This window comes from Novosphingobium sp. TK71 (assembly GCF_055361505.1).
This window is the reverse complement of sequence record NZ_CM143962.1, coordinates 595,172-616,850: the sequence shown is the minus strand read 5'-3', so window position 1 is coordinate 616,850 and position 21,679 is coordinate 595,172. Positions and strand designations below refer to the sequence as shown.

The 21,679-nt window shown below is 65.8% G+C and carries 18 protein-coding genes; 5 read left to right on the top strand and 13 right to left on the bottom strand.

Translation table 11 applies throughout. The features are described from left to right. Positions 1-109 precede the first annotated feature (109 nt). Entirely contained in the window at positions 110-2,062 is a 1,953-nt protein-coding gene (locus ACXJ16_RS02740) for a putative bifunctional diguanylate cyclase/phosphodiesterase (protein ID WP_463921183.1), read from the top strand. 7 nt (positions 2,063-2,069) lie between these two features. Here the strand turns inward: ACXJ16_RS02740 and ACXJ16_RS02735 are convergent, their stop codons facing one another. The 4 genes from ACXJ16_RS02735 to ACXJ16_RS02720 form a co-directional block, all read right to left on the bottom strand. After that, positions 2,070-2,834, bottom strand: coding sequence for an energy transducer TonB (locus tag ACXJ16_RS02735; RefSeq protein ID WP_185998746.1), 765 nt, complete (start codon positions 2,832-2,834; stop codon positions 2,070-2,072). A gap of 103 nt (positions 2,835-2,937) precedes the next feature. Then, on the bottom strand, positions 2,938-4,002 hold the full coding sequence (locus tag ACXJ16_RS02730; protein WP_324695905.1) for a linear amide C-N hydrolase: 1,065 nt from the start codon (positions 4,000-4,002) through the stop codon (positions 2,938-2,940). Positions 4,003-4,042: 40 nt separating this feature from the next. Further along, the gene (locus tag ACXJ16_RS02725) at positions 4,043-5,011 is read right to left on the bottom strand and encodes a hypothetical protein (protein ID WP_463921181.1); all 969 of its coding nucleotides are present in this window, start codon (positions 5,009-5,011) and stop codon (positions 4,043-4,045) included. Between the two features lie 242 nt (positions 5,012-5,253). Beyond that, on the bottom strand, positions 5,254-6,270 hold the full coding sequence (locus ACXJ16_RS02720) for a polyprenyl synthetase family protein (RefSeq protein WP_054440898.1): 1,017 nt from the start codon (positions 6,268-6,270) through the stop codon (positions 5,254-5,256). Between the two features lie 108 nt (positions 6,271-6,378). Between ACXJ16_RS02720 and ACXJ16_RS02715 the strand changes: the two genes are divergently transcribed. Beyond that, positions 6,379-6,681, top strand: coding sequence for a chorismate mutase (locus ACXJ16_RS02715; RefSeq protein WP_185997076.1), 303 nt, complete (start codon positions 6,379-6,381; stop codon positions 6,679-6,681). Positions 6,682-6,826: 145 nt separating this feature from the next. Here the strand turns inward: ACXJ16_RS02715 and ACXJ16_RS02710 are convergent, their stop codons facing one another. The 4 genes from ACXJ16_RS02710 to ACXJ16_RS02695 all read right to left on the bottom strand — a co-directional run bounded on the left by ACXJ16_RS02710 (position 6,827) and on the right by ACXJ16_RS02695 (position 9,682). Next, positions 6,827-7,030 (bottom strand): hypothetical protein, encoded by a 204-nt coding sequence (locus ACXJ16_RS02710; RefSeq protein WP_054440894.1) that lies wholly within the window; start codon positions 7,028-7,030, stop codon positions 6,827-6,829. 113 nt (positions 7,031-7,143) lie between these two features. After that, positions 7,144-8,460 (bottom strand): sensor histidine kinase, encoded by a 1,317-nt coding sequence (locus tag ACXJ16_RS02705; protein ID WP_243692624.1) that lies wholly within the window; start codon positions 8,458-8,460, stop codon positions 7,144-7,146. A gap of 109 nt (positions 8,461-8,569) precedes the next feature. After that, positions 8,570-9,247, bottom strand: a complete 678-nt coding sequence (locus tag ACXJ16_RS02700; protein ID WP_132468951.1) for a response regulator transcription factor — start codon at positions 9,245-9,247, stop codon at positions 8,570-8,572. A 171-nt stretch (positions 9,248-9,418) separates the two neighbouring features. Next, complete coding sequence (locus ACXJ16_RS02695) at positions 9,419-9,682, bottom strand: PepSY domain-containing protein (protein ID WP_185998745.1); 264 nt, start codon at positions 9,680-9,682, stop codon at positions 9,419-9,421. Positions 9,683-9,894: 212 nt separating this feature from the next. Between ACXJ16_RS02695 and ACXJ16_RS02690 the strand changes: the two genes are divergently transcribed. Next, the gene (locus tag ACXJ16_RS02690; protein WP_463921180.1) at positions 9,895-11,691 is read left to right on the top strand and encodes an ABC-F family ATP-binding cassette domain-containing protein; all 1,797 of its coding nucleotides are present in this window, start codon (positions 9,895-9,897) and stop codon (positions 11,689-11,691) included. Between the two features lie 15 nt (positions 11,692-11,706). On the opposite strand, the gene ACXJ16_RS02685 is transcribed toward ACXJ16_RS02690, so the two are convergent. The 5 genes from ACXJ16_RS02685 to ACXJ16_RS02665 form a co-directional block, all read right to left on the bottom strand. Further along, the gene (locus ACXJ16_RS02685) at positions 11,707-12,690 is read right to left on the bottom strand and encodes an alpha/beta fold hydrolase (protein WP_463921179.1); all 984 of its coding nucleotides are present in this window, start codon (positions 12,688-12,690) and stop codon (positions 11,707-11,709) included. A gap of 118 nt (positions 12,691-12,808) precedes the next feature. Continuing rightward, the gene (locus ACXJ16_RS02680) at positions 12,809-13,897 is read right to left on the bottom strand and encodes an oxidoreductase (protein WP_454797396.1); all 1,089 of its coding nucleotides are present in this window, start codon (positions 13,895-13,897) and stop codon (positions 12,809-12,811) included. Positions 13,898-13,926: 29 nt separating this feature from the next. Next, positions 13,927-15,549, bottom strand: a complete 1,623-nt coding sequence (locus tag ACXJ16_RS02675; protein WP_132468949.1) for an NAD-dependent malic enzyme — start codon at positions 15,547-15,549, stop codon at positions 13,927-13,929. A 12-nt stretch (positions 15,550-15,561) separates the two neighbouring features. Beyond that, on the bottom strand, positions 15,562-17,025 hold the full coding sequence (locus ACXJ16_RS02670) for an alginate export family protein (RefSeq protein ID WP_324695916.1): 1,464 nt from the start codon (positions 17,023-17,025) through the stop codon (positions 15,562-15,564). Between the two features lie 44 nt (positions 17,026-17,069). Further along, positions 17,070-18,392, bottom strand: a complete 1,323-nt coding sequence (locus tag ACXJ16_RS02665) for a dicarboxylate/amino acid:cation symporter (protein ID WP_132468947.1) — start codon at positions 18,390-18,392, stop codon at positions 17,070-17,072. Positions 18,393-18,626: 234 nt separating this feature from the next. On the opposite strand from ACXJ16_RS02665, the gene ACXJ16_RS02660 reads away from it, so the two are divergent. After that, complete coding sequence (locus ACXJ16_RS02660) at positions 18,627-20,336, top strand: sensor histidine kinase (protein ID WP_324695918.1); 1,710 nt, start codon at positions 18,627-18,629, stop codon at positions 20,334-20,336. Further along, positions 20,336-21,646, top strand: coding sequence for a sigma-54-dependent transcriptional regulator (locus ACXJ16_RS02655; protein WP_324695920.1), 1,311 nt, complete (start codon positions 20,336-20,338; stop codon positions 21,644-21,646). Before ACXJ16_RS02660 ends, ACXJ16_RS02655 begins: the two co-directional genes overlap by 1 nt. Positions 21,647-21,679 lie beyond the last annotated feature (33 nt).

Below are 21,679 nucleotides of genomic sequence, written 5' to 3'. Positions count from 1 at the left end.
TCCACCCGCCCGCCTCGGAAGTGGGTGAAGCCCAAATCGGATGAGATCGGGGTTTCGTCTACGCTTCATCAAGGATTTATACGTAAGCAACTCGCCAGGAGACGACCTTTTGCCTGACGCCAATACGATACAGAGCAAAATGCATCGTGCCGGGCAATATCCATTGCCGGTGGCGCAATACTTGCGCCTGCGCGAACGCATCCCGCCGCTATACGGGCTGTTGTCGGTCAATGCGGGCATCCTGGCCTATACACACCGCTTCGTGGCGCCCGGCGTGCTCACGCTGACAATGCCTGCGATACTCATTGCCGCCTGCCTCGTGCGGATGTTCGTCTGGCTGCGCCCGATCGGCAGCGCCGACCTCGACACCACTCTCGCGCAGGAGCGGATGGACCGCACGACGTGGCTCTCGGTGATCTTCACGATCGCCTTTTCGATCTGGGCGCTATGCCTCGATCGCTATGGCGACGCCTACGAGCATGGCCATGTCGCCATTTTCGTGGCGATCACGGTGCTTGGCTGCGTGTTCTGCCTGACCTTCCTGCCCACCGCAGCCATGCTGATCTGCGTGACGGCGCTGGGTACTTTCCTGGCCTATTGCGTCGCCGTCGGCTCCGACGTGCTGACGGCGGTGGCGATCAACATCGCCCTCGTCGCAGCGGTGATCCTCAAGATCCTTCGCGATACCTACGATTCCTTCGTGGAACTGGAAGTCGCCCAGCGCGAACTGCGCATCGAACGACGGCAGGCGCAGGTCCTGGGCGACGAGAACGCCCGCCTCGCGCAGACCGACGCGTTGACCGGCCTGCCCAACCGCCGCTACTTCTTCGCCACGCTTGAGGCGATGCTCAAAAAGGAGCAGGACGATCAGGTGTTCTGCGTCGGCCTGATCGATCTCGACCGTTTCAAGCCGGTGAACGACACTTATGGCCACGCGCAGGGGGACCGCCTCCTGCAAGTCATCGGCAGCCGCATGATCGCGCAGAGCCCCTCCAACGTCGTGGTCGCCCGGCTCGGCGGCGACGAGTTCGGGTTCATCGTGCTGGGCGGCGCCGAGGAAGCGGAAGAGATCGCCCAGAGATTCTGCTCCGCGATCCGCATGCCGGCACGCATCGGCGAAGTCACCGTGGCGGTAGGCGGCTCGGCCGGGATCGCCGTCTATCCTGAAAGCGCCCGCGACGCCCATTCGCTTTACGACCGCGCGGATTTTGCCCTCTACCACGCGAAAAACCACAAGCGCGGTTCCTGCGTGCGCTTCTCCAGCGAACTCGAAGTGCTGATCCGTTCCGAGCAGGCGCTCGACGCCGCACTCCAGACGGCCGATCTTTCCGCCGAACTGTCAGTCGCGTTCCAGCCCATCGTCGCCACGGAAAGCGAAGTGGCGGTCGGCTTCGAATGTCTCGCGCGCTGGACTTCGCCAAGCCTTGGCGCCGTCGCCCCCGAAATGATGATCGCCTCGGCCGAACGGATCGGGCGCGCCCGCGACGTGACCGCCACGCTGTTCGGCCATGTGCTGAGCGCGCTCACGCAACTGCCGCATCCGCTTACGGTGTCCTTCAATCTTTCCGGGCACGATCTTGCCGATGCGGACACCATTGCCGCCCTGCTCGAACGCATCGACGACAGCGGCTGCGATCCGCGGCGCCTGCTCTTCGAAATCACCGAAACCACGCTCATCGCCGAGATCGAGACCGCGCGCGGCGCACTGCAACGTCTGCGCTCCACCGGTGCGCGGATCGCGCTCGACGATTTCGGCACGGGCTACTCCAGCCTCTCGTCGCTGCACCAGTTGCCGCTCGACATGGTCAAGATCGACCGCAGCTTCGCGCCCCGTCTGGACGAAGCGGTCGGTCGCCGCCTGATCGCGGCGATCCGCAATCTCGCGCGTTCGCTCTCGCTGGAATGCGTGATCGAGGGGATCGAGACTGAAGACCAGCTGCTCAGCGCGCGCGTCGCCGGCTTCGCGCTGGCGCAGGGCTTCCACATCGCCAGGCCCATGTCGCTGCCGGACGTGCTGGACCTGATCTCGTGCCCGGCAGCCGAAGCATCGGCAGCAGGCTGATCCTGCCTCAGCTTTCGCGCTTCGTTCCGTAGTCGATCCGGATACGCACCCAGGTGCCGAGCTGCGACTTGCCATTGATCCGCGGCGGCAGGACCTGGAACTGCCAGGCCGCGTTGAGAACCGCCCGCCCAAAGCCCGAACCGCGCGGCGATTCGCCCAGGATCTGGCAATTGTCGACCTTGTAGTGCTCCATGGTCTGGCAGGCGATCATGCCCCAGCCGCTGTCCGGCCGGGTTGCCGGAAGATAACCGCCAAGCTGCGCATCGGTGGGTGGACGGAACCAGTCCGCATTGTAGAGCACCGCGCCGCCCGGCCCTTCGCCGGGGCCATACGTCCCGCCGGCCCCGCCCGCCGCCGGCGCGCCGGAGGCCGACGAAGGCCCCTTCATCTTCCCGATATCGGCAGCGGCGAAATCCTGGGTGGAAAGCTTGAGAAACGTGAAGGCGGGCTTTTTCTCGACCGGCTTTTCGACCGGCGGCGTCGGCACGGTTTCCTGCACCACGGCGGCGTGCTGCTTCTGCTCGACCTTCTTTTCCTCACGCTGCTTGGGCTTTTCCGGCTGGTCGCCGCCCTTGTCGCGATCGTGATCGATGACATCGAACGTGGTGAGCGCCGCGCTCTTCTTCTCCAGCGCGGGGACCAGCCCGGTCTGGTAGATCGCCAGCAGCAACGCAGCCAGAATCAGCCCCGCTGAGAGGACCGAGGAGACGAAGCGTTGGCGCGGCGACCCGGGCTGATAGCCTGCGGGCGCCAGCTCGGATTCGGAGGACATGGCGCGGCTTGAATAGGGCGCTTCCCACGTCACCGCAATTGCAGCCTTGTTGCGATTTCATTGCAGGTGAAAGTGTTGCCGGAAAAGCCCAGTGCCCGCTCCCTCAGCCATCCAGCCCCAGGAACCGGAACGGCGCATGGTCCACGAATTGGCCGTTCGCCTCGCCGGAAAACGTGTGATCCTGGTTCGGTCCCAAATCCAACATCTTCACTTTGCCGGTCTCCCTGGAAAAATCGATCTTGCGCACGTCGATCCAGAAGGTGTTCGGCGTCAGCGCGGATTCGAAGAAATAGAGCCCGCGCTTGTGATCGAACACCGTGCGCCAGCGGGTGGAAGAGATGTTCGGCTGATCCGGCGTGTTGATCCCATAGGGAACCGAGGCATTGCGGATCACGCTGAATACGGCGGCCAGTGCCTTGTTCGGGTCAGGCTCCTTCGGGATCGCGTTGATGTAGAAGGAAGCCCGCGCGAAGCGGTCGGCAGCCCGGTTGGTGCCCGGCAGCATGGTCGTGCCGCCGATCCCCTTCCAGTAGCTGTTGAGCGCCAGTTGCTCGTCGAACGTCGGCGAGTTGGTCATCACCTGGTATTCGCGGCCGTGGTGGATCACCAGCTTGCCGCCGATATATTCAAAGATGGCGCTGTCCCCGCCGGCATCGGACAGGGAAAGGTGAACGGTGGTAAGCCGGTTCTCTCCCGGCACATTGTCCGTCACGACGATGAACGGCTCCTTTTCCAGCGCGGCCACCGCCTCCGCAACCGTCGCGAAATTGTCGAGGGCATATTGCGCCCATGCCGCGATCGTCAGCCCCGGCTTTCCTTTGCCGTCGAAGTGCGGATATTCCGATTCGACCAGCCAGAGCATGTTGGCGTTGAGCCCCTTCTCGTTCACCCCGTCGGTGCTGGACACGTCATAGCCGCTGACGATCACGCTGCCGTACTTCGAGGTCCACTTGATGGAATTCGGCCCCGCTTCGCCGCTGCGCGCGATTCCGCGCGGCAATATCCAGAGATTGCTGACGATATCGCTCTTCCAGTCCATCGAGCGCGCGGTGATGATATTCCCTGCGGGCCCCAGATAGACGGCCCGCGTGCAGGCTTCTGCCGGAACACCTGCGCCGAGCGCGGCCGTCAGCGCCAGCGTAGCCAGCGCACCGCCGATTCTGGTCATTACCCGCATGGTCTTCTCCACTTGCTGGAAACGGCCCGGATCAGAACAGCACGGACATGCCCAGCAGGGGCCCGCGCTGCTGCATGTCCCAAATGAACCGGCCGCGATTGGTGAAGTCGGACTGGTCGTATTTCTCGTAGAGGAAGCGATAGCCGCCGCGCAGGATCGTTCGCCGGCCCATGAGCCGGGTGCGATAGCCCAGCATGGCAACCGCATTGACGCTGAGATCGGAACCGGCGCCGAAGCCGCCCAGATCGGCCTGCGTGAACAGGTTCCAGTGACGGGACAGGTCCGCGTTCACACGCAGTCCCGCGAAAGGATCGACCCATCCCGCGCTTCCGGTTGTCTGCACGGCCAGCGGCGCGATGCCCGCCCTCGCCCGCAAGTGGGTCCAGCGCAGGCCCGCAGTCGGCTCTATCGAGATATCGCGCCCGGCACCGAAGGCGCTCTTGCCGGGAAGCGGTATCTGCCACGCCTTGTAGTAGAAGCCGCCCGCCAGTCGTCTGGTGCGAATGTCGAGATCGACCGGCAGCGATCGCACCGCCTCGGCTTGCGAGGTCTTCACGCGCTGCGCGTCGAGATAGCCTCCCCACCGGTCGTTCACCGCCTCGATCGTGCCCATGGCCGCCAGATCGACGTGCTTGAAGATATCCCTGAACGGAAGATGCAGATTATGCTGGAGCCCGGCGAGGCCAAGATCGCCGCCCAGCGAGGCGCCCCATGCGTAAGGACTGACGATCAGGGTCCAGCCCGCCCCCGGACTACCCGCGGGCGGAACGCCCGGATCGACCCGCCCCGGATCGGCCGGCAGCGGATGCGCAGAAATCGGCTCTCCCGGTTCCTGATCGTCCGGAAGTCGCTCCTGATCCGGCGCGCTCTTCGGCAAGCTCCCGACATCGAAGGCGAATTCCCTTACCTGCCCTCCGGCCGCAGGCACGATCAACAGGCTGCCGATCGCAATGACCTGCACCTCCATCACGCGCGATAATGATCGACACAGCCGAACCATTCACGACCCCCTGGAGCAGGAATTCGTAATGCATCAGGCTATAGGTAGATTTTCGTAGTATCAACCAAATAGAGCGGAGCGAAAATCCTCGCAGCCCGGGGATTTTCATGACGTACATGACCATAAGGCGGCCGGATATCGGTGCTGCACTATCGTTATCGGAGCGGAAACCTTGTCGGCGCAAACGAAAACGCCGGACAGAACCTGCCCGGCGCTTTCCCGATAGCTCTGGCGACAGCGACCTAGTAGCGACGCGCCACCGCGAACTCGACCGCTTCGCACATCGCATCGCGGGCCGCGCCGGCAGGGAAGATCGACAACGCATCGATCGCGCGCTGCGCATAGAGGCGTGCCCGCTCGCGCGTGGCTTCGACGCAGGCATGGCGGTTGATGAGTTCGACGGCGTAAGCCAGGTCTTCGTCCTCGGTGCGGAAGCCGGCGATGGCATCCTCCCAGAACTTGCGCTCCTCGGCACTGCCGCGCGCATAGGCCAGGATGACCGGAAGCGTCATCTTGCCCTCGCGGAAATCGTCACCCTTGTCCTTGCCGGATTCGGTGCTTTCCGAATCGTAGTCGATCGCATCGTCGACCAGCTGGAAGGCGATCCCGAGATTGCGGCCGTAGGAATCGAGTGCCTGCTCCTCCGCCTCGCTCTTTTCGGCCACGATAGCCGGAATGCGCGTGGCTGCCGCGAACAGGGCTGCGGTCTTGGAGCCGATGATCTGGAGGTAGTGTTCCTCGCTCGTCTCGATCCGGCGCTGGGCGGTCAACTGGTCGACCTCACCCTCGGCGATGATCGAGCTGGCCTTGGAGAAGATCTTGAGGACCTTGAGGCTGCCGTCCTCGACCATCAGCTCGAAAGCGCGGGTGAACAGGAAGTCACCCACCAGCACCGTCGCCGGGTTGCCGAACACGATATTGGCGGCGGCCTTGCCCCGGCGCATGTCGGAACCGTCAACGACGTCGTCATGCAGCAGCGTGGCGGTGTGGAGGAATTCCACGGCGGCGGCCAGCTTGTGATGGCGCGCGCCCTGGTAACCGCACAGTTCCGCGGCGGCGACCATCAGCATCGGGCGCATTCGCTTGCCACCACCCGAGATCAGATGCCCGGCTAGCGCCGGGATGAGCGGAATTTCGCTCTGCATCCGGTCAAGAATGACGGCGTTGACGCTGTTCATGCCGGGGGCGGTAAGCGCCAGCATGGGAGCGAGGGTGGGCTGCGACCCGCGTGCGCGCAGGGGAATGACATCGGCACTCATCGACCCGCGCATTGCGCGTTCGGCGTCCGTAACGCAAGAGCGAATGCCATGGAATGGTGGAACGGGCCGACTGGAAGAGGCCGCCAAGCCGTGCTAGCGGACCAGCCGATGACTCAGGACACTCCCGCAGCCGACCCCGTTCTCGCCAGCTTCCGGTCGAGTATCGACAATATCGATGCCGCCCTGATCCACATGCTGGCCGAACGATTTCGGATCACGCAGGCCGTTGGCGCCTACAAGGCGCAGAACGACCTGCCCGCCTCCGACCCCGGCCGCGAGGAGCGCCAGATCGCACGCCTGCGCAACCTGGCGGAAGAGGCCAATCTCGACCCCGATTTCGGCGAGAAATTCATCCGCTTCATCATCGACGAAGTGATCCGCCACCACGAACGCGCCAAGAACGAAGCCTGATTCGAGGCCGGAACCGGCGTTTCGTAAAATCGAAGCCGCAAAGTTGCCGCTTTCCCGGCTCCGGCCGGGAAAGGGCCGCGCCGCGTCCTGCAGCGGGCCTGAAGCAGCCGTCCCGGGCCGATCCCGGGACGAGGCTGCCTGAACCTTATTCCTCGACCAGATCCTGAAGCTTCGACATCAGCGTCTGGATGCGCGTGGCAGCTTCGGTGAAGGTCGTCACGTCTTCGCGGTTGTTGTTGCCGCGCGCTTCCTTGGCGGCTTCCACATAGCCTTCGAGATCGACTTCCAGGGCATCGACGATGATTTCGATCTCGTCCGACGACAGCGAAAGATTGATGGAATCGGTCATGAGGGTGTCCTTGATCTGGTAAACCGCGCCAATGGGGACGAATGACGGGAGCCGCAACCGCCTCTGCGCCGGTTCCCCCAAAAATCCCGCCGGAAGCCGATCGGTCTTGAAAACTAGGCGAGAACGCGAGGCAGCTTGAGCTTGACCAGCAAGCCGCCCAGATCCTCACTCTCGTCCAGTTCGACCGTGCCGCCATAGATTTCCACGACATCGCGCACGATGGCAAGGCCAAGGCCGGTGCCGGGCTTTCCGGTGTCGAGGCGGGCGCCGCGATCGAAGATGCGGATGCGCTCCGCTTCGGGAATGCCCATTCCGTCATCCTCGATCCAGACCTCGCAAAGCGGGGCGGCGCGATCGGGATCGACGGTCACGAAGACACTGCCGCCGCCGTATTTCGCGGCATTCTCTATGAGATTGCCCAGAATTTCCTCGAGATCCTGCTTTTCCAGGGCCACCACGGCCTCGTGATTGCCGTCGAGATCGAGGCGGGCCTGGTCGTAGAGCCGCTCCACCGCGCGCAGCACCGCCTCAAGGCTGGGCCAGACTTCGGCGCGGGACTGCCCCACGGCGCGGCGGCCCACGGCCCTTGCCCGCGCAAGGTGGTGATCGACCTGCCGGCGCATCACCGCGGCCTCGCGAATCACCGTGTCCGACAGGTCCGGCGCCTTGGCCGTCGCCGCATTCATCACCACCGTCAGCGGGGTCTTGAGCGCGTGGGCGAGATTGCCCGCATGCATGCGCGCTTCCTCTGCCTGCCGCTCGGTATGGGCGAGCAGCGCGTTGAGTTCCTCCACCAGCGGCTCCACTTCCTGTGGCAGCGGCTGGGTGACGCGGCTGGCGCCGGTGGTGCGCAGTTTCTGGATGGCGCGGCGGACGTGGCGCAGCGGGAACAGGCCGTACCATGTCTGCATCCCCGCCATCAGCAGCAACCCGAAGCCGAGCGCCACGAAGCTGTAGACGAGAATGCCGCGCACCATCTTGATCTGGTCATTGAGGTCCACGCGGCTCGCCGCCACCGTGAACATCCACTTCGTATCGCTGCCGGGCAGGATGATCGAGCGTTCCATCACGCGCAGCGGTTCGCCTGCGAACTGGGTGCTGTCATAGACGTGCGGCTGGGCGTCGAAATGGTCCTCGGGCACGTTGAGGCTGCGGTCCCACAGCGAGCGCGAGGGGAAATCCTCATGCCCCTTGGCGCGAATCTGCCAGTAAAGGCCCGACCCCGGCTCCAGGAAACGCTGGTCCCCGAGCGGGCGGATGAAGAAGACCTCCCCGTCCGGCCCGATTTCCGCCGAGCCGATCATGCCGGTGAGCATGTAGCCGAGCTGTTCGTCGAAGTTGCGGGTGATGAGACCGGTCAGCGTGCGGTCGAGCGCGAGCCCGCCGACCAGCAGCAGGATGAAGATCCATCCAGCCGCGATCAGCATCATGCGCCGCGCGAGAGAGCCCGTGTTGGCCGCCTTCACGTGCGGCCCGGCCTGGGCTTCTCCTGTCTGATTCTGCCCGTCTTGCATATGCTCGGTCGCCGTGGCGGACGATTCAGCCGCGGCCGGGTTCCGCAGGATCGTCGAGGCTGTAGCCGAGGCCGCGGATCGTGGTGATGACATCGGCGCCCAGCTTCTTGCGGATGCGGGTCACGAAGACTTCGATGGTGTTCGAATCGCGGTCGAAATCCTGATCGTAGATATGTTCGATCAGTTCGGTACGGCTGACCACCTTGCCCTTGTGGTGCATGAGGTAGGACAGCAGCTTGTATTCCTGCGCGGTGAGCTTCACCGGTTCGCCGGCCAGCGTGACGCGGCCCGAGCGCGTATCCAGCCGCACGTCGCCGGCCGTCAGTTCGCTGGAGGTATTGCCGGAAGCACGGCGGATCAGCGCGCGCAGGCGGGCGATCAGTTCCTCGGTCTGGAAGGGCTTGGCGAGGTAATCGTCGGCCCCCGCATCGAGGCCCGCCACCTTGTCCGACCAGGAATCGCGCGCGGTCAGCACGAGGACGGGGAAGTTCCGCCCTTCCCGGCGCCACATGCCGAGCACTGTCAGTCCGTCGATCTCGGGCAGGCCGAGATCGAGGATCACGGCGTCATAGTCTTCGGTCGACCCCAGGAAATGGCCATCCTCGCCATCGACGGACAGATCCACGGCATAGCCGGTCTGTTCGAGCGTGGTCTTGAGCTGGTTGCCGAGCGTGGGTTCATCCTCGACGATCAGGATGCGCAATTCGGTCTCTCCCTAAGATGAGCGAGCTTGAGATGGGGCGGATGCCCGGAAGCGTCAAGCGACGGAAAACTCCAAGGTTCCCCGGCGTCGCTTGCAAATTCATCTGTAGGCGCTTCAACCTGAACGTAAAGATGAACAAGATCGGTTCATCCACATTTCAGCGCTGCACCTCTATCGCGATTGCCCGATCACCCGCCCGGTGCGAGCATCGACATCGACGAAATAGACCTTGCCGTTCTGGATGAACTTCAGGCGGTAAGCCATGGCGGCGGGATCGTATTCCGGACCGAGGTACTGCATTCCGGACATGCGCGGCAGCACTTCACGTTCGATTTCGCGCAAGGGGCGGACGTTGCCGGCCTTGCGTTCGCGGCGCACCTCGCCCTGCTCGCCGCCGGGATCGGCGGCATGCGCGGTCAGCGAAGGCGCAACCATGCCGAACGCGCCGAGTGCCAGCGTGACCGGGACCAAGAGAAGGGAAAGGGACTTGTTCATATCGACTTGCTGCCTAACCCCATCGCCTTGAACAAGTCCTGAATGTGGCCGGAAGGCGGCAGGAGCAAGCGCCTGTTGCCCAAATCCCACATCCACGCTTTCCTGCGCGCCAGCTTGCCAGCCCCCCGCTCTGCCCTGTAGGGCGCGCAGCCATGGCACTTGCACCAATTCTCAGCTGGGAGAACCTCGGCCTCATCCAGGGCTCCGGCTGGCTCTTCCAGGATCTCGACATCAACATCGCCCCGCGCGACCGGCTGGCCCTGATCGGCCGCAACGGCGCGGGCAAGACCACGCTGCTCAAGCTGATCGCCGGCACGGTGGATGCGGACAAGGGCACGCGCTCCGTCCAGCCGGGCACGCGCGTGGTGACGCTGGAGCAGGACCCGTTCTTCACCGGCTTCGACACCCTGCTCGATTTCGCCATCCACGGCGACGATGCGCCCCAGCAGCACGAAGTGGAAGCCATTGCCGACCAGCTCGGCATCGACCTTTCACGCGAAGCGAAGAGCGCATCGGGCGGTGAGCGCCGCCGCGCCGCGCTGTGCCGCGCCCTCGCCTCCGAACCCGACCTGCTGCTGCTGGACGAGCCGACCAACCACCTCGACCTTGCCGCGATCGACTGGCTGGAATCCTGGCTCCAGCGCTACAACGGCGCGTTCGTGGTCATCAGCCACGACCGTACTTTCCTGACCCGCCTGACCAACGCCACGCTCTGGCTGGACCGGGGCGGCCTGCGCCGCCGCGAGATCGGCTTCGGCGGCTACGAGGCCTGGGAAGACGAAGTCTACGCCGAGGAAGCGCGCGCCGCCCAGAAGCTCGACGCCAAGCTCAAGATCGAGGCCCACTGGCTGGAGCGCGGCGTCACCGCGCGGCGCAAGCGCAACCAGGGCCGCCTTGCCAAGCTTTGGGAAATGCGCGCCCAGCGGGCCTCGATGATGGGCCCGCAAGGCGCGGCCAAGCTGGCCGTGGTGGCGGACGACAGCAAGACCAAGTCGGTCATCGTCGCCGAACACGTCACCAAGCGGTTCGGCGAAGGCGATAGCCAGCGCACGGTCATCAAGGACTTCAACTTGCGCATCCAGCGCGGCGACCGCATCGGCGTGGTCGGCGCGAACGGTTCGGGCAAGACCACGCTGCTCAAGATCCTGATGGGCGAACTTCAGCCCGACGAGGGCAAGGTGACGCGCGCAGCCACGCTCGATGCCACCGTGATCGACCAGCAGCGCAGCCGGATGAGCCCCGAAATGCGCATCCGCGACGTGCTGGCCGAAGGGGGTGACTGGATCGACGTGGTCGGCGTGCGCAAGCACATCCAGGGCTACCTCAAGGACTTCCTGTTCGATCCGGGCCTGGTCGAGGCGAAAGTCGGCACGCTGTCGGGCGGCGAACGCTCACGCCTGCTGTTCGCCCGCGAATTCGCCCGCACCTCCAACCTGCTGGTGCTCGACGAACCGACCAACGACCTCGACCTCGAAACGCTGGACCTGCTCCAGGAAGTGATCGCCGATTACGACGGCACCGTGCTGATCGTCAGCCATGACCGTGACTTCCTCGACCGCACCGTCAACGTCACTCTCGGCCTCGACGGTTCGGGGCATATCGACGTGATCGCGGGCGGCTATGCCGACTGGGAGTCCAAGCGCCGCGAACGCACGAGCGCAGGGAAAGCCAAGGCGAAGGGCGAGAATGCCGCCCCGCCGCCGCCGATGCCGCCGAAGAAGGGCAAGCTCTCCTACAAGGACCAGCGCGACTACGAACTGCTGCCCAAGCGGATCGAGGAACTGGAAGCGGCCATCGCCCGCGACGAGAACGCCATGGCCGACCCCGCGCTCTACACCCGCGACCCGGCGAAGTTCGCGGCCCTCACCGCCGCCATCGAAAAGGCGAACAGGGAAAAGGAAGCGGCTGAAGAGCGCTGGCTGGAACTGGCCGAGCTGGTAGAGGGTTAGGCCCGCCCGCGCTGGTCAGTCGATAGCGGCGGCGGCAAGGAAATCGGCGATCGCGGCGGACCATGGCCCGGGCTGCTGGTCCACGATGTCGATCCCGCCGCCCTCCAGTTCGGTGAATGCGAAATCCGGCCGCATTTTCCTCGCCTGCAGCGCGGACGCATAGAGCATGTCCCCGGTATTGGTGAGCAGCAGGGTCGGCTGGGTGATCTTCATCAGCGCCTCTTCCTGCCGGTAGTTCAGCCCCGCATTGTGGCCGTACCAGTAAGCGCCGCGCTGCACCGCCAGCATGGCCTGGACGACATAGTCGCTGATCCGCTCCGCGCTGATCGAGCCATTGGCATAGCGCTCCCGCGCTTCGGCAAGCAGGTTCATGTGCGCGGCGTGAGGCAGGGCACGAAAGGCCCGCTCCCGCCCGCCAATATCGGCGATCAGCGCGGCGCGTTGTTCGTCGCTGATGAAAAGCGGGCCGCAAAGGATGTTGGCGCTCACCCGCTCGGGATAGCGAATCGCCACTTCGTTGGCGACAAGCGCCCCGGTATGATGGCCCACCACGGCAGCGCGGCTTATGCCCAGGGCATCGAGCACCGCCGGAACGACGGGCGCATAATCGCTCACTGCCGGTTCGAACGGCGTGCGATCCGAAAGACCGAACCCCGGCATGTCGATGGCGATCGGCCGCAGCCCGCGCGCAATCAGCGGCGCGAAGACATAATCGAACTGGTTGGCCGTCATCACCGCCTGATGGAGCATGACCAGCGGTCTCCCGGTTCCGGCATCGAGATAATGGATCTGGCCATATGGACCGTCGGCATAGGCGCGCCGCATCGCCGCGGACTGCTTCATCGCGGCGGGGCCGGCCTTTTCCCGTGGCGGGGCTCCCGGCGTGACGGCGGTGGGCGATGCAGCCCCGGCCGAGTGCGAAAACGGCCCCAGCGTGCCGACAATGGAGCCGCTGCCGATCATTCCCAATGCAACCCGCCTTCGAACGTTCCCGATCATCGACACTCCCCCTGACGCGGCGACCCTGCCGCCAGCATCCGCGAAGCGAACGGTCCGCCAAACGCCGGTCCGTCCGTCTGGTCGCCTGTCGATAATTCGGCTGGAGCCCCGGCGCGCGTCAGTCCCGGAAGCTGGCGGCCCAGGCCTGTCGTTCCGCCTCGGTCAGCGGCAGGTCAACAGTGCGCCCTTCGGCAGCGGATTGCTGCGCCGCCTCGATCACCGCCATGACCGCCAGGGACTGGATCGGCGGGACCGGGTTGGGCGCCCTGCCCCGCATGGCCTCGGCGACGAGGCGGTAGAATTCGCGCTGGTCGCCCGGCTCGGCCGGAACCCGGCTGGCCTGTCCTTCGGCGTTATAAATCACCAGCGGATCGGGATCGATGCCCCAGCCGGGCGCTCCGGGCGCCATGCCGGCAAGGAGCTGGCCTTCCTGCACGTCCATCCCCTGCTTCACCGCGCTGCCCGCAGTGCCGTGGACGATGAAGCGCGGAACCCCGCCCGCCACCAGCATCGAGGCATGGAGAATGGCGCGCCGGTCTCCCTCGAAGCCAAGCACGACATGGGCCCAGTCGTCACTGCGCGCACCCTCGCGCTGGAGGGCGAGAGAGGCGGTCACGTGCAGCGGCAGCCCCATCAGCAGCAGGGCCTGATCGGCAAGGTGAGGCCCGAGGTCGAACCACACGCCGCCTCCCGGACCGCCGGATTCCCGCCAGCGGTCCCGGACTTGCGGGCGGAAGCGGTCGAAGTGGATTTCAAGATGCGCCGGCATGCCGACCAGCCCTGCATCTACGGCCTTGCGCACAGTGCGAAAATCGCTGTCCCAGCGGCGGTTGTGAAAGACCGTGAGCTGCCCTCCGGTTTCCTCCGCCAGCGCGATCAGCGCCCGGGCTTCGGCAAGGTCCAGCGTGAAGGGCTTGTCGACGACCACGCTCTTGCCGGCCCGAAGCGCTGCCTGCGCCAGCGGGAAATGCGTGGCGTTCGGCGTGGCGACGACGACCAGGTCGACCGAAGGATCGCCGAGCACCGCCGCCGGATCGTCATGGATCGCCGCATCGGGAAAATGCGCGCGGATCGCATCGGGCTGGCGGCTCGCGAAATGGGTCGGATCGAGGCCCGGCACCGCCCGGATCAGCGGTGCATGAAACGTGGCCCCGGCATAGCCGTAGCCGAGAAGGCCTGCCTTCAGGGTATCGGTCGCCAGGGCCATGTTCAGTGCCTTTCAGTATGGTGTCAGGTTCAGTTGTAGACAGCCTGCCACATGCTTTGCGCGATGCTTTCGCGGGTCAGTTCCTCGGGTGCCGCCGTGGCGAGACCCTCGGCCTGTGCCTGCGCGGCCACGACCACGGCGATCTCCAGCGCCACGTCCCGCAGCTCGGTAACGGCGGGAAGCAGGCCGTTCTCGCCCTGGCTCAGCTCGCCCAGACGGCGCGCCGCGACCATGAACATGCCGTCACTGATTGCCGTGGCCCCGCTGGCCAGCGCGCCGAGGCCCACGCCCGGGAAGACATAGACGTTGTTGACCTGCGTGACGCCAGGCGTGCCGAACGGGCTGCCGGTGCCGACGATCGCCTTGCCGCCGGTCCATTCGAGGATATCCGCCGGATGCGCCTCGGCGCGCGACAGCGGGTTAGACAGCGGGAAGACCACCGGACGCTCGACATGCTCGGCCATGGTCCGGATGGTGCGTTCGCTGAACGAAGCCTTCTGGCCCGACGTGCCGATCAGCACCGTGGGGTGGACGTTCGCCACGACTTCCTGAAGCGAGATCATGTTCTGCCCGCCCGCGTTCCAGCTGGCGATCTCGGCCGGATCGCGCGCCAGCTTGACCTGCTGCGGCGGCAGACGCGGAATGTCGGAAAGGATGAGGCCGTCGCGATCGACCGCCCAGATCTTCGAACGCGCTTCCTTCTCGTCCAGCCCGTCGGCGATCATTGCCTGCACCAGCATCTCGGCCACGCCGCTGCCTGCCGCGCCCGCGCCGAACAGGACCACGCGCTGCTCGGTAAGCGGCACGCCGGTCTTGCGGATCGCCGCCAGCAGGGTGCCGACAGCCGTGGCGGCGGTGCCCTGGATATCGTCGTTGAAGCTCAGCAGACGGTCGCGGTAGCGGCCCAGCAGATCGTAGGCGTTCTTGCCCGCGAAATCCTCCCACTGGAGGAGGACGCCGGGGAAGCGATCGTCCACGGCGCTCACGAAGGCCTCCACGAAATCGTCGTAGTCCTGGCCCCGCACGCGCGGCGCGCGCCAGCCGACATAGAGCGGATCTTCGCGGCGGGCGTGGTTGTCGGTGCCCAGGTCGAGCAGGATCGGCAGGACTTCGGAAGGATGGATGCCCGCGCAGGCGGTGTAGAGCGCCAGCTTGCCGATCGGGATGCCCATGCCGCCCGCGCCCTGGTCGCCCAGGCCGAGGATGCGTTCGCCGTCACTGACGACGATCACCTTCACCCGGTCATAGGCAGGATCGGCGAGAATATCGGAGATGCGGTCGCGGTTGGGATAGCTCAGGAAGAGGCCGCGCGGACGGCGCCAGATCTCGCTGAAGCGCTCGCAACCCTCACCCACGGTGGGCGTGTAGACCAGCGGCAGCATGCGCGGCAGGTCGCTCTGGACCAGCGCGTGGAACAGCACTTCGTTCGAATCCTGAAGCTCGCGCAGGAAGGCGTAGCGCTGGAAGTCACTTTCCTTTTCTTCCAGTGCCTTGCGGCGACGTTCGATCTGGCTGTCGAGCGTGCCGACATGCGGCGGCAGCAGACCGTGCAGGCCGAACTCGTCACGCTCCTCGGCGGTGAATGCGGTCCCCTTGTTGGTGAGAGGATCGGAGAGCAGCGCGCGGGCTGCGGCGTGACGGGTGGGGGACATCTGCGACCTTTCCTAGAATCGTAAACTCAGCCAGCCCGCGAGAAAATCGGAGCTGCGGTAACCCGCATCGGTCAGCGCGGGCCCGGCTTCGAGATGCTCGTAGCGCCCGGTGAACGAAACGCGGGGCGAGATCGTCCAGACCGCCTGAAGGCGGGCCAGTTCGGCGATCTTGCGCGCCCGCCCGTTCTGGGTGCCGGCAAAGGGTTGGCCGTTCGCCCGATAGACGGCATCCGTGACACTGTCACGCCATGCAAAACGGTATTCGGCATTCACTTTCACATTCTTCAGCGGCGAGAAGCTGAAAGTGGGGGCAATCGCGCGAATGTTGCTGGGCGTCAGGTAGAGCTGATAGCTGAAGTAGATGTTGTTGCCGAAGGGCGAATAGGCGTCCCGCAGCTTCCCGTCGCCATAGCCGCCGCCGCCGCTCGCATAGTCCGCGCTGAACCCGATGCGGGGCGCTGCCTTGGCCGATCCCAGCCGGTAGGACTGGGCCAGCAACACCTGCCAGGCATCGATCTTCTGGTCGATGAACTCGCCCCACTGATGGTTGACGGTCCAGTCGACCTGAACCGGCCCGGCATCGCCGTAGACGTGGACCCCGCCATACCAGCGCGTTGCCGGGCCGATCCGCCCTCCCCATGTGCCGACGCCGTTCTGACGCCGCCAGAGGAAGGGATCGACGAAGATCTTCGAATCACCCAGAAAAGCCTTGGGCACGGCATAGCCCAGCGTCACCCCGGAGAAGCGGCGTTCGGGATCGCTGCGATCGTCGCCGATGCCGTCCTCGCCATAGGCGGTGGGCCGCAGGTCGAAGACGTCGGCGCGCAGCGTCTTGCCCCTCACCCAGGCGCGCACGCCGTTCAGGGTGTAGTGGACCGTGTTGTTGTCGCGCTGCGACGTCAGCAGGTTGGGCCCATCGACGAATTCCTGCCGCCCATAGCGCACGCCCACGTCGAGCCCTGCGATCTGGCCGCTCGCCTCGGCGAAATATTGCTGGGCGACAAGTCCGTTGCGCATGCTGGTGGCCGGCGTTCCGATATTCCGGCCGCCGATCCCGGCATGCGCCAGCTCTCCGTAGAAGCGCAAGTGCGGGCCGACATGAAGGTCGGCGCCCGCCACAACGCGGCTGATATCCTGCCGCTGCGCCTCGGCCTCGCGCAAGTTGGGATTGGTGGTCTGGTTCACCCGCAACCGCAGTTCACCCGAGAGCGTGAGGTAGATATCGCCGTCTGCACCGAGCGGCAGGAACTTCAGCCGGTCGAGCGGATCGTCCCGCTTCGACTTGTCGGCCATGCCCCGCCAGTCCTCGGCCCAGCGCGAGATGCTGTAGCCGTTGGTGACGGCGCCGTCGCCGTTGGAGGATACCGGATAGACAGGGGAAGTGGCCGAATTCGCGGTCCGGGCCTCTTCGGCATGAGCCGTGAAAGGGGCGCAGCAAAGGGTGGCGGCCAGCAGCCGCGATAACTTCGTCTTCATGTCCGTGATTCCTGTGCGGGGCTTTCGCCCCGGGTGCAGTCAGGTCAGACGAGCACGGGGCTCACCGCGGCGGCGGGCTCACGATTGGCGAGCACCGCCTTGAAGCGCTCGGTGTCCAGCTTGCCTTCCCAGCGCGAGACCACAACCGTTGCCACGGCATTGCCGATGAAGTTGGTCAGGCTGCGGCATTCCGACATGAAGCGGTCCACGCCGAGGATCAGCGCCATCCCCGCGACCGGCACCGAAGGCACGATCGAGAGCGTGGCGGCCAGCGTGATGAAGCCCGCGCCGGTGACGCCCGCCGCACCCTTGGACGAGAGCATGGCAACGCCCAGCAGCAGCACCTGCTGGCCCAGCGTCAGTTCCACGTTGCAAGCCTGCGCGATGAACAGCGCCGCCAGCGTCATGTAGATATTGGTGCCGTCGAGGTTGAAGCTGTAGCCGGTCGGCACGACGAGGCCGACGATGCTCTTGGGGCAACCGGCGCGCTCCATCTTCTCCATCAGCGAAGGCAGCGCGCTTTCCGAGGAGGAGGTGCCCAGCACCAGCAGCAGTTCGGCCTTGAGGTAGGCGATCAGCGAGAAGATCGAGAAGCCGGCAAACCGCGCGACAAGGCCCAGCACCACGACCACGAAGAGCGCCGAGGTGAGATAGAACGTCGCCACCAGCCCCACGAGGTTGGCGAGGCTGCCGACGCCGTACTTGCCGATGGTGAAGGCCATCGCGCCGAAGGCACCGACGGGCGCAGCCTTCATGACGATCGAGACCAGCTTGAAGAACACCAGCGACACGTCTTCGAGCAGCGAGAGCGGACGCGCGCCCCGGTCGCCCAGCATGGCGAGCGCGATGCCGAAGAGAATGGCGATCACCAGGACCTGAAGGATATTACCCTCGGTCATGGAGGAGAGGAAAGTGTCCGGGATCATTTCCATCAGGAACCCGGTGATCGACGTTTCGTGTGCCTTCTCGGAGTAAAGTGCGACCTTCGAGGCATCGAGCGAGGCGGGATCGATGTTCAGGCCGTGGCCGGGGCGAACGACGTTCGCGACGACCAGCCCGACGATCAGCGCCAGGGTCGAGAAGAAGAAGAAATAGCCGAACGCCTTGCCCGCGACGCGCCCGACCGAGCGGAGATCGCGCATCGAGGCGATGCCGGTGACGATGGTCAGGAAGATGACCGGGGCGATCACCATCTTGACCAGCTTGATGAAGGCATCGCCCAGGGGCTTCAGCGCTTCGCCGGTGGCCGGAAAGAAGTGGCCGAGCGTCACACCCGCCGCGATGGCGATAAGCACCTGCACGTAGAGATGACCGTACCAGCGCTTTGGCGCGGACGATTCGTGCGTATCGGGCAAGGTGGTGTGCATGGTCAGGCCTTTCTTCCTCTCTCTGCCCGCGCAAGACTTATGCTTATCGCGGGCTGGGCAGAGACTGTTCGATTCCACGCTGCGGCCAAAGACATTTTTGCACTCGCCCTAAATGCCTGATTTGCGGGGATGTGCGAACGGAAGCGCCCTGCCTTTCGAGCAGAAATCGGCACATTGCAGTGCAGCGATGTGCCGAAAGTTGCACATCGCTGCGGCCGGGCCTAGATTGCCGGAGTGAATCGCCGCCACACCCTCTACTGGACGCTCGCCGCAATCGCTGCCGCTTTGATCGCCGGCGGCATCGCGGGTGAGATCGTGAGACAGCGGGCCACCACCGCTTTCTCAGCATCGGTAGAAGCCGACGCGCGCCTGCGCCAGTCGTTGCTGGAAAGCGAGATCGCCCGCTTCCGCCTGCTTCCCCAGACCCTCGCAGACGACCGCGACGTGATCGCCGCCGCCAGTGGCGAGGCCGGCGCGGACCGCCGGCTGAATGCCAAGCTCGAAGCCTTCGCAACCCAGATCGGGGCCTCGGCCATATACCTCGTCGGTGACGACGGCTTCGCGATTTCCGCCAGCAACTGGCGCCGCTCGGACAGTTTCGTCGGCCGCGACTATCGCTTCCGCCGCTATTACCGCGATGCCCGCAGGCACGGCGACGGCGCCCAGTTCGCGCTCGGCACTGTCAGCCATCGCGCCGGGCTCTACCTCGCGCGCAAGGCGGCCGGGGACTGCGTGATCGTCATCAAGCTCGATTTCGACCGGATCGAGGCCCAATGGCGCACCGCGGGCGGCGAGACTTTCGTGACCAACCGCGATGGCGTGATCCTGGTCGCCAGCCGGGCCGACTGGCGGTTCGCCATGACCCGTCCGATCGATCCCGCCCGGCAGAAGGCGATCGCGGGCGATATCGGCATTCCGGGTCTGACCACGGCCCCTTACGGCACGGATGGTGACGGATTCCTGCGCATTCCGGGACGGAGGGCGCGGCTCCTTCTCGCCACCAGCCCGCCCAACCGCGACCAGTGGCGGGTCAACCTCGCCCTGCCGATCCGCGTCGCCGTTACCACGCCCATGCGCAGCGCTCAGGCCGTCGCGGCAACGCTCGCGCTGGTCGCGGTCTGTGCGCTCTGGTGGCTGGCCCAGCAAAGCCGCCGCCGCCGCGAACGCACCGCGCTGCTCGAAGCCGCCGTCACCGAACGTACAGCGGAACTGCGCCGGGAAATGGAAGAACGTGCCGCGCTCGAACAGCGCGCCGCCCTCCTGCGCGAGGAACTGCGCCTCGCCAATCGCCTCGCCACGCTGGGTCAGGTTACCGCCAGCGTCGCGCACGAAACCGCCCAGCCCGTTGCCGCCATCCGCAATTACGCCAGTTCGGCGGGACAGTTGCTGGACCTCGGCGCCGCCGCCGACGTTCGCGAGAACCTCACCGCGATAGACCGTCTGGCCGAGCGCATCGGCGTCATCACCGCGCAGTTGCGCGGGTTCGCGCGTAAGAGCAGCGGCGGCGAAGGCGCCGTGCCCCTGGCCGAAGTGCTGGACGGCGCGCATCTGCTGCTCAAGGAACGCCTCGCCGCGCTGTCCTTCGAAACCCCTGAGATTCCCGCGGACCTCAAGGTGCGGGGCGACAAGGTGCGGCTGGAGCAGATCCTCGTGAACCTGCTCCAGAATGCCACCGAGGCGCTGGCTGGCCGCCCGGACCCGCGCATCACGCTCACGCTCGCCGTGGATGGCGGGATCCTGCGCCTCACCGTGGCCGACAACGGCCCCGGCATCGCGCCCGAGATCGCCGACCGCCTGTTCACCCCGTTCGCCACCAGCCGCGCCGAAGGGCTCGGCCTTGGCCTCGTGATCGCGCAGGATATCGCACAAGAATTCGGCGGCACGCTGCGCCTCGTACCCGGCGAAACCGGGGCCGCCTTCGAGCTTCGATTGAGACTGGCCTGATGACCATTGCCCCCCTCGCCCCTCGGCGTGTCGCCCTTGTGGAGGATGACGAAGACCTTGCGCGCTCGACCGCGCAACTGCTCAGGCTTGCCGGGTTCGAGGTCGAACTCTTCGCCGCTGCGCCCCCCGCCCTCGCCGCCCTCACCGCCGACTGGCCCGGCGTGGTCGTCAGCGATGTCCGGATGCCGCATGTCTCGGGGATAGACCTGTTCCGCCAGCTTCACGAGCGCGACCCGGAATTGCCGGTCGTGCTCGTCACCGGCCACGGCGACATCGAAATGGCCGTGCAGATGCTGAAAGCGGGGGCATGGGACTTCCTCACCAAGCCATTCGCACCCGATACCCTGATCGCCGCCGTCACGCGCGCTGCCACCGCGCGCGGGCTTACGCTCGAAAATCGGCGCCTGCGCGCCATGGCGCAGGATACCGACGCCCCGGTGTTCCTGGGCGAAAGCCCCGCCATCCGCCGCCTGCGCGAAATGATCCCCGTCCTCGCCAACGCCGACATAGACCTGTTCATCGAAGGCGAGACCGGCACCGGAAAGGACCTGTTCGCCCGCCTCGTTCACCGCGCGGGGAAGCGGGCGCGCCAGCGCTTCCTGCCCATCGCCTGCGCCGCCATGCCCGAGGCGCTGGCCGAACCGCTGTTCGCGGCAAACGGGCTGGCCGAACCGGGGCTCGCCGCGGCCCATCGCGGCACGCTCTATCTCGACGACGTGGACCGCGCCCCTGCGCATTTGCAGGAGCGCCTGCTGCCCTTCATCGAACAGCGCGTGCTGCGCCATCGCGGCGAGGCGACGCCGATCGACGTGCGCGTGATCTCCACCAGCCAGGATGCCGCCGAAGGCCCGCCGCCGTCGCTGCTGCCCCCGCTGTTCTACCGCCTTGCGGCCATGCGCCTGCGCATCCCCCCGCTGCGCGAACGGCGCGAGGATATCGGCTCCCTTTTCGCCCGTTTCGCCGGAGATGCCGCAAGCCGCATGGGCCGGGAGCTTCCTCCCGTCACCGCGCCGGTGCGCACGATGCTCGAACGGCACGACTGGCCGGGCAACCTGCGGGAACTCGCCAATTTCGCGGAACAGTTCGTGCTGGGCCTCGGCGAGCCATCGCCCACGCCATCAGCCGCCCGGCACAAGGGGCTGACCGAGCGTGTCGATGCCTTCGAACGGGATGAGATCGTTGCCGCCGTGCAGGCCGCCGGAGGCGAGATCGGCGCGGCCATCCGCTCGCTCGATCTGCCGCGCAAGACCTTCTATTACAAGGTCAACAAGCACGGGATCGACCTTGGCGCCCTGCGGCGCAAGGATTGAACGGTGCGCCGGGCTCCGGCCCCGGCACGGCCG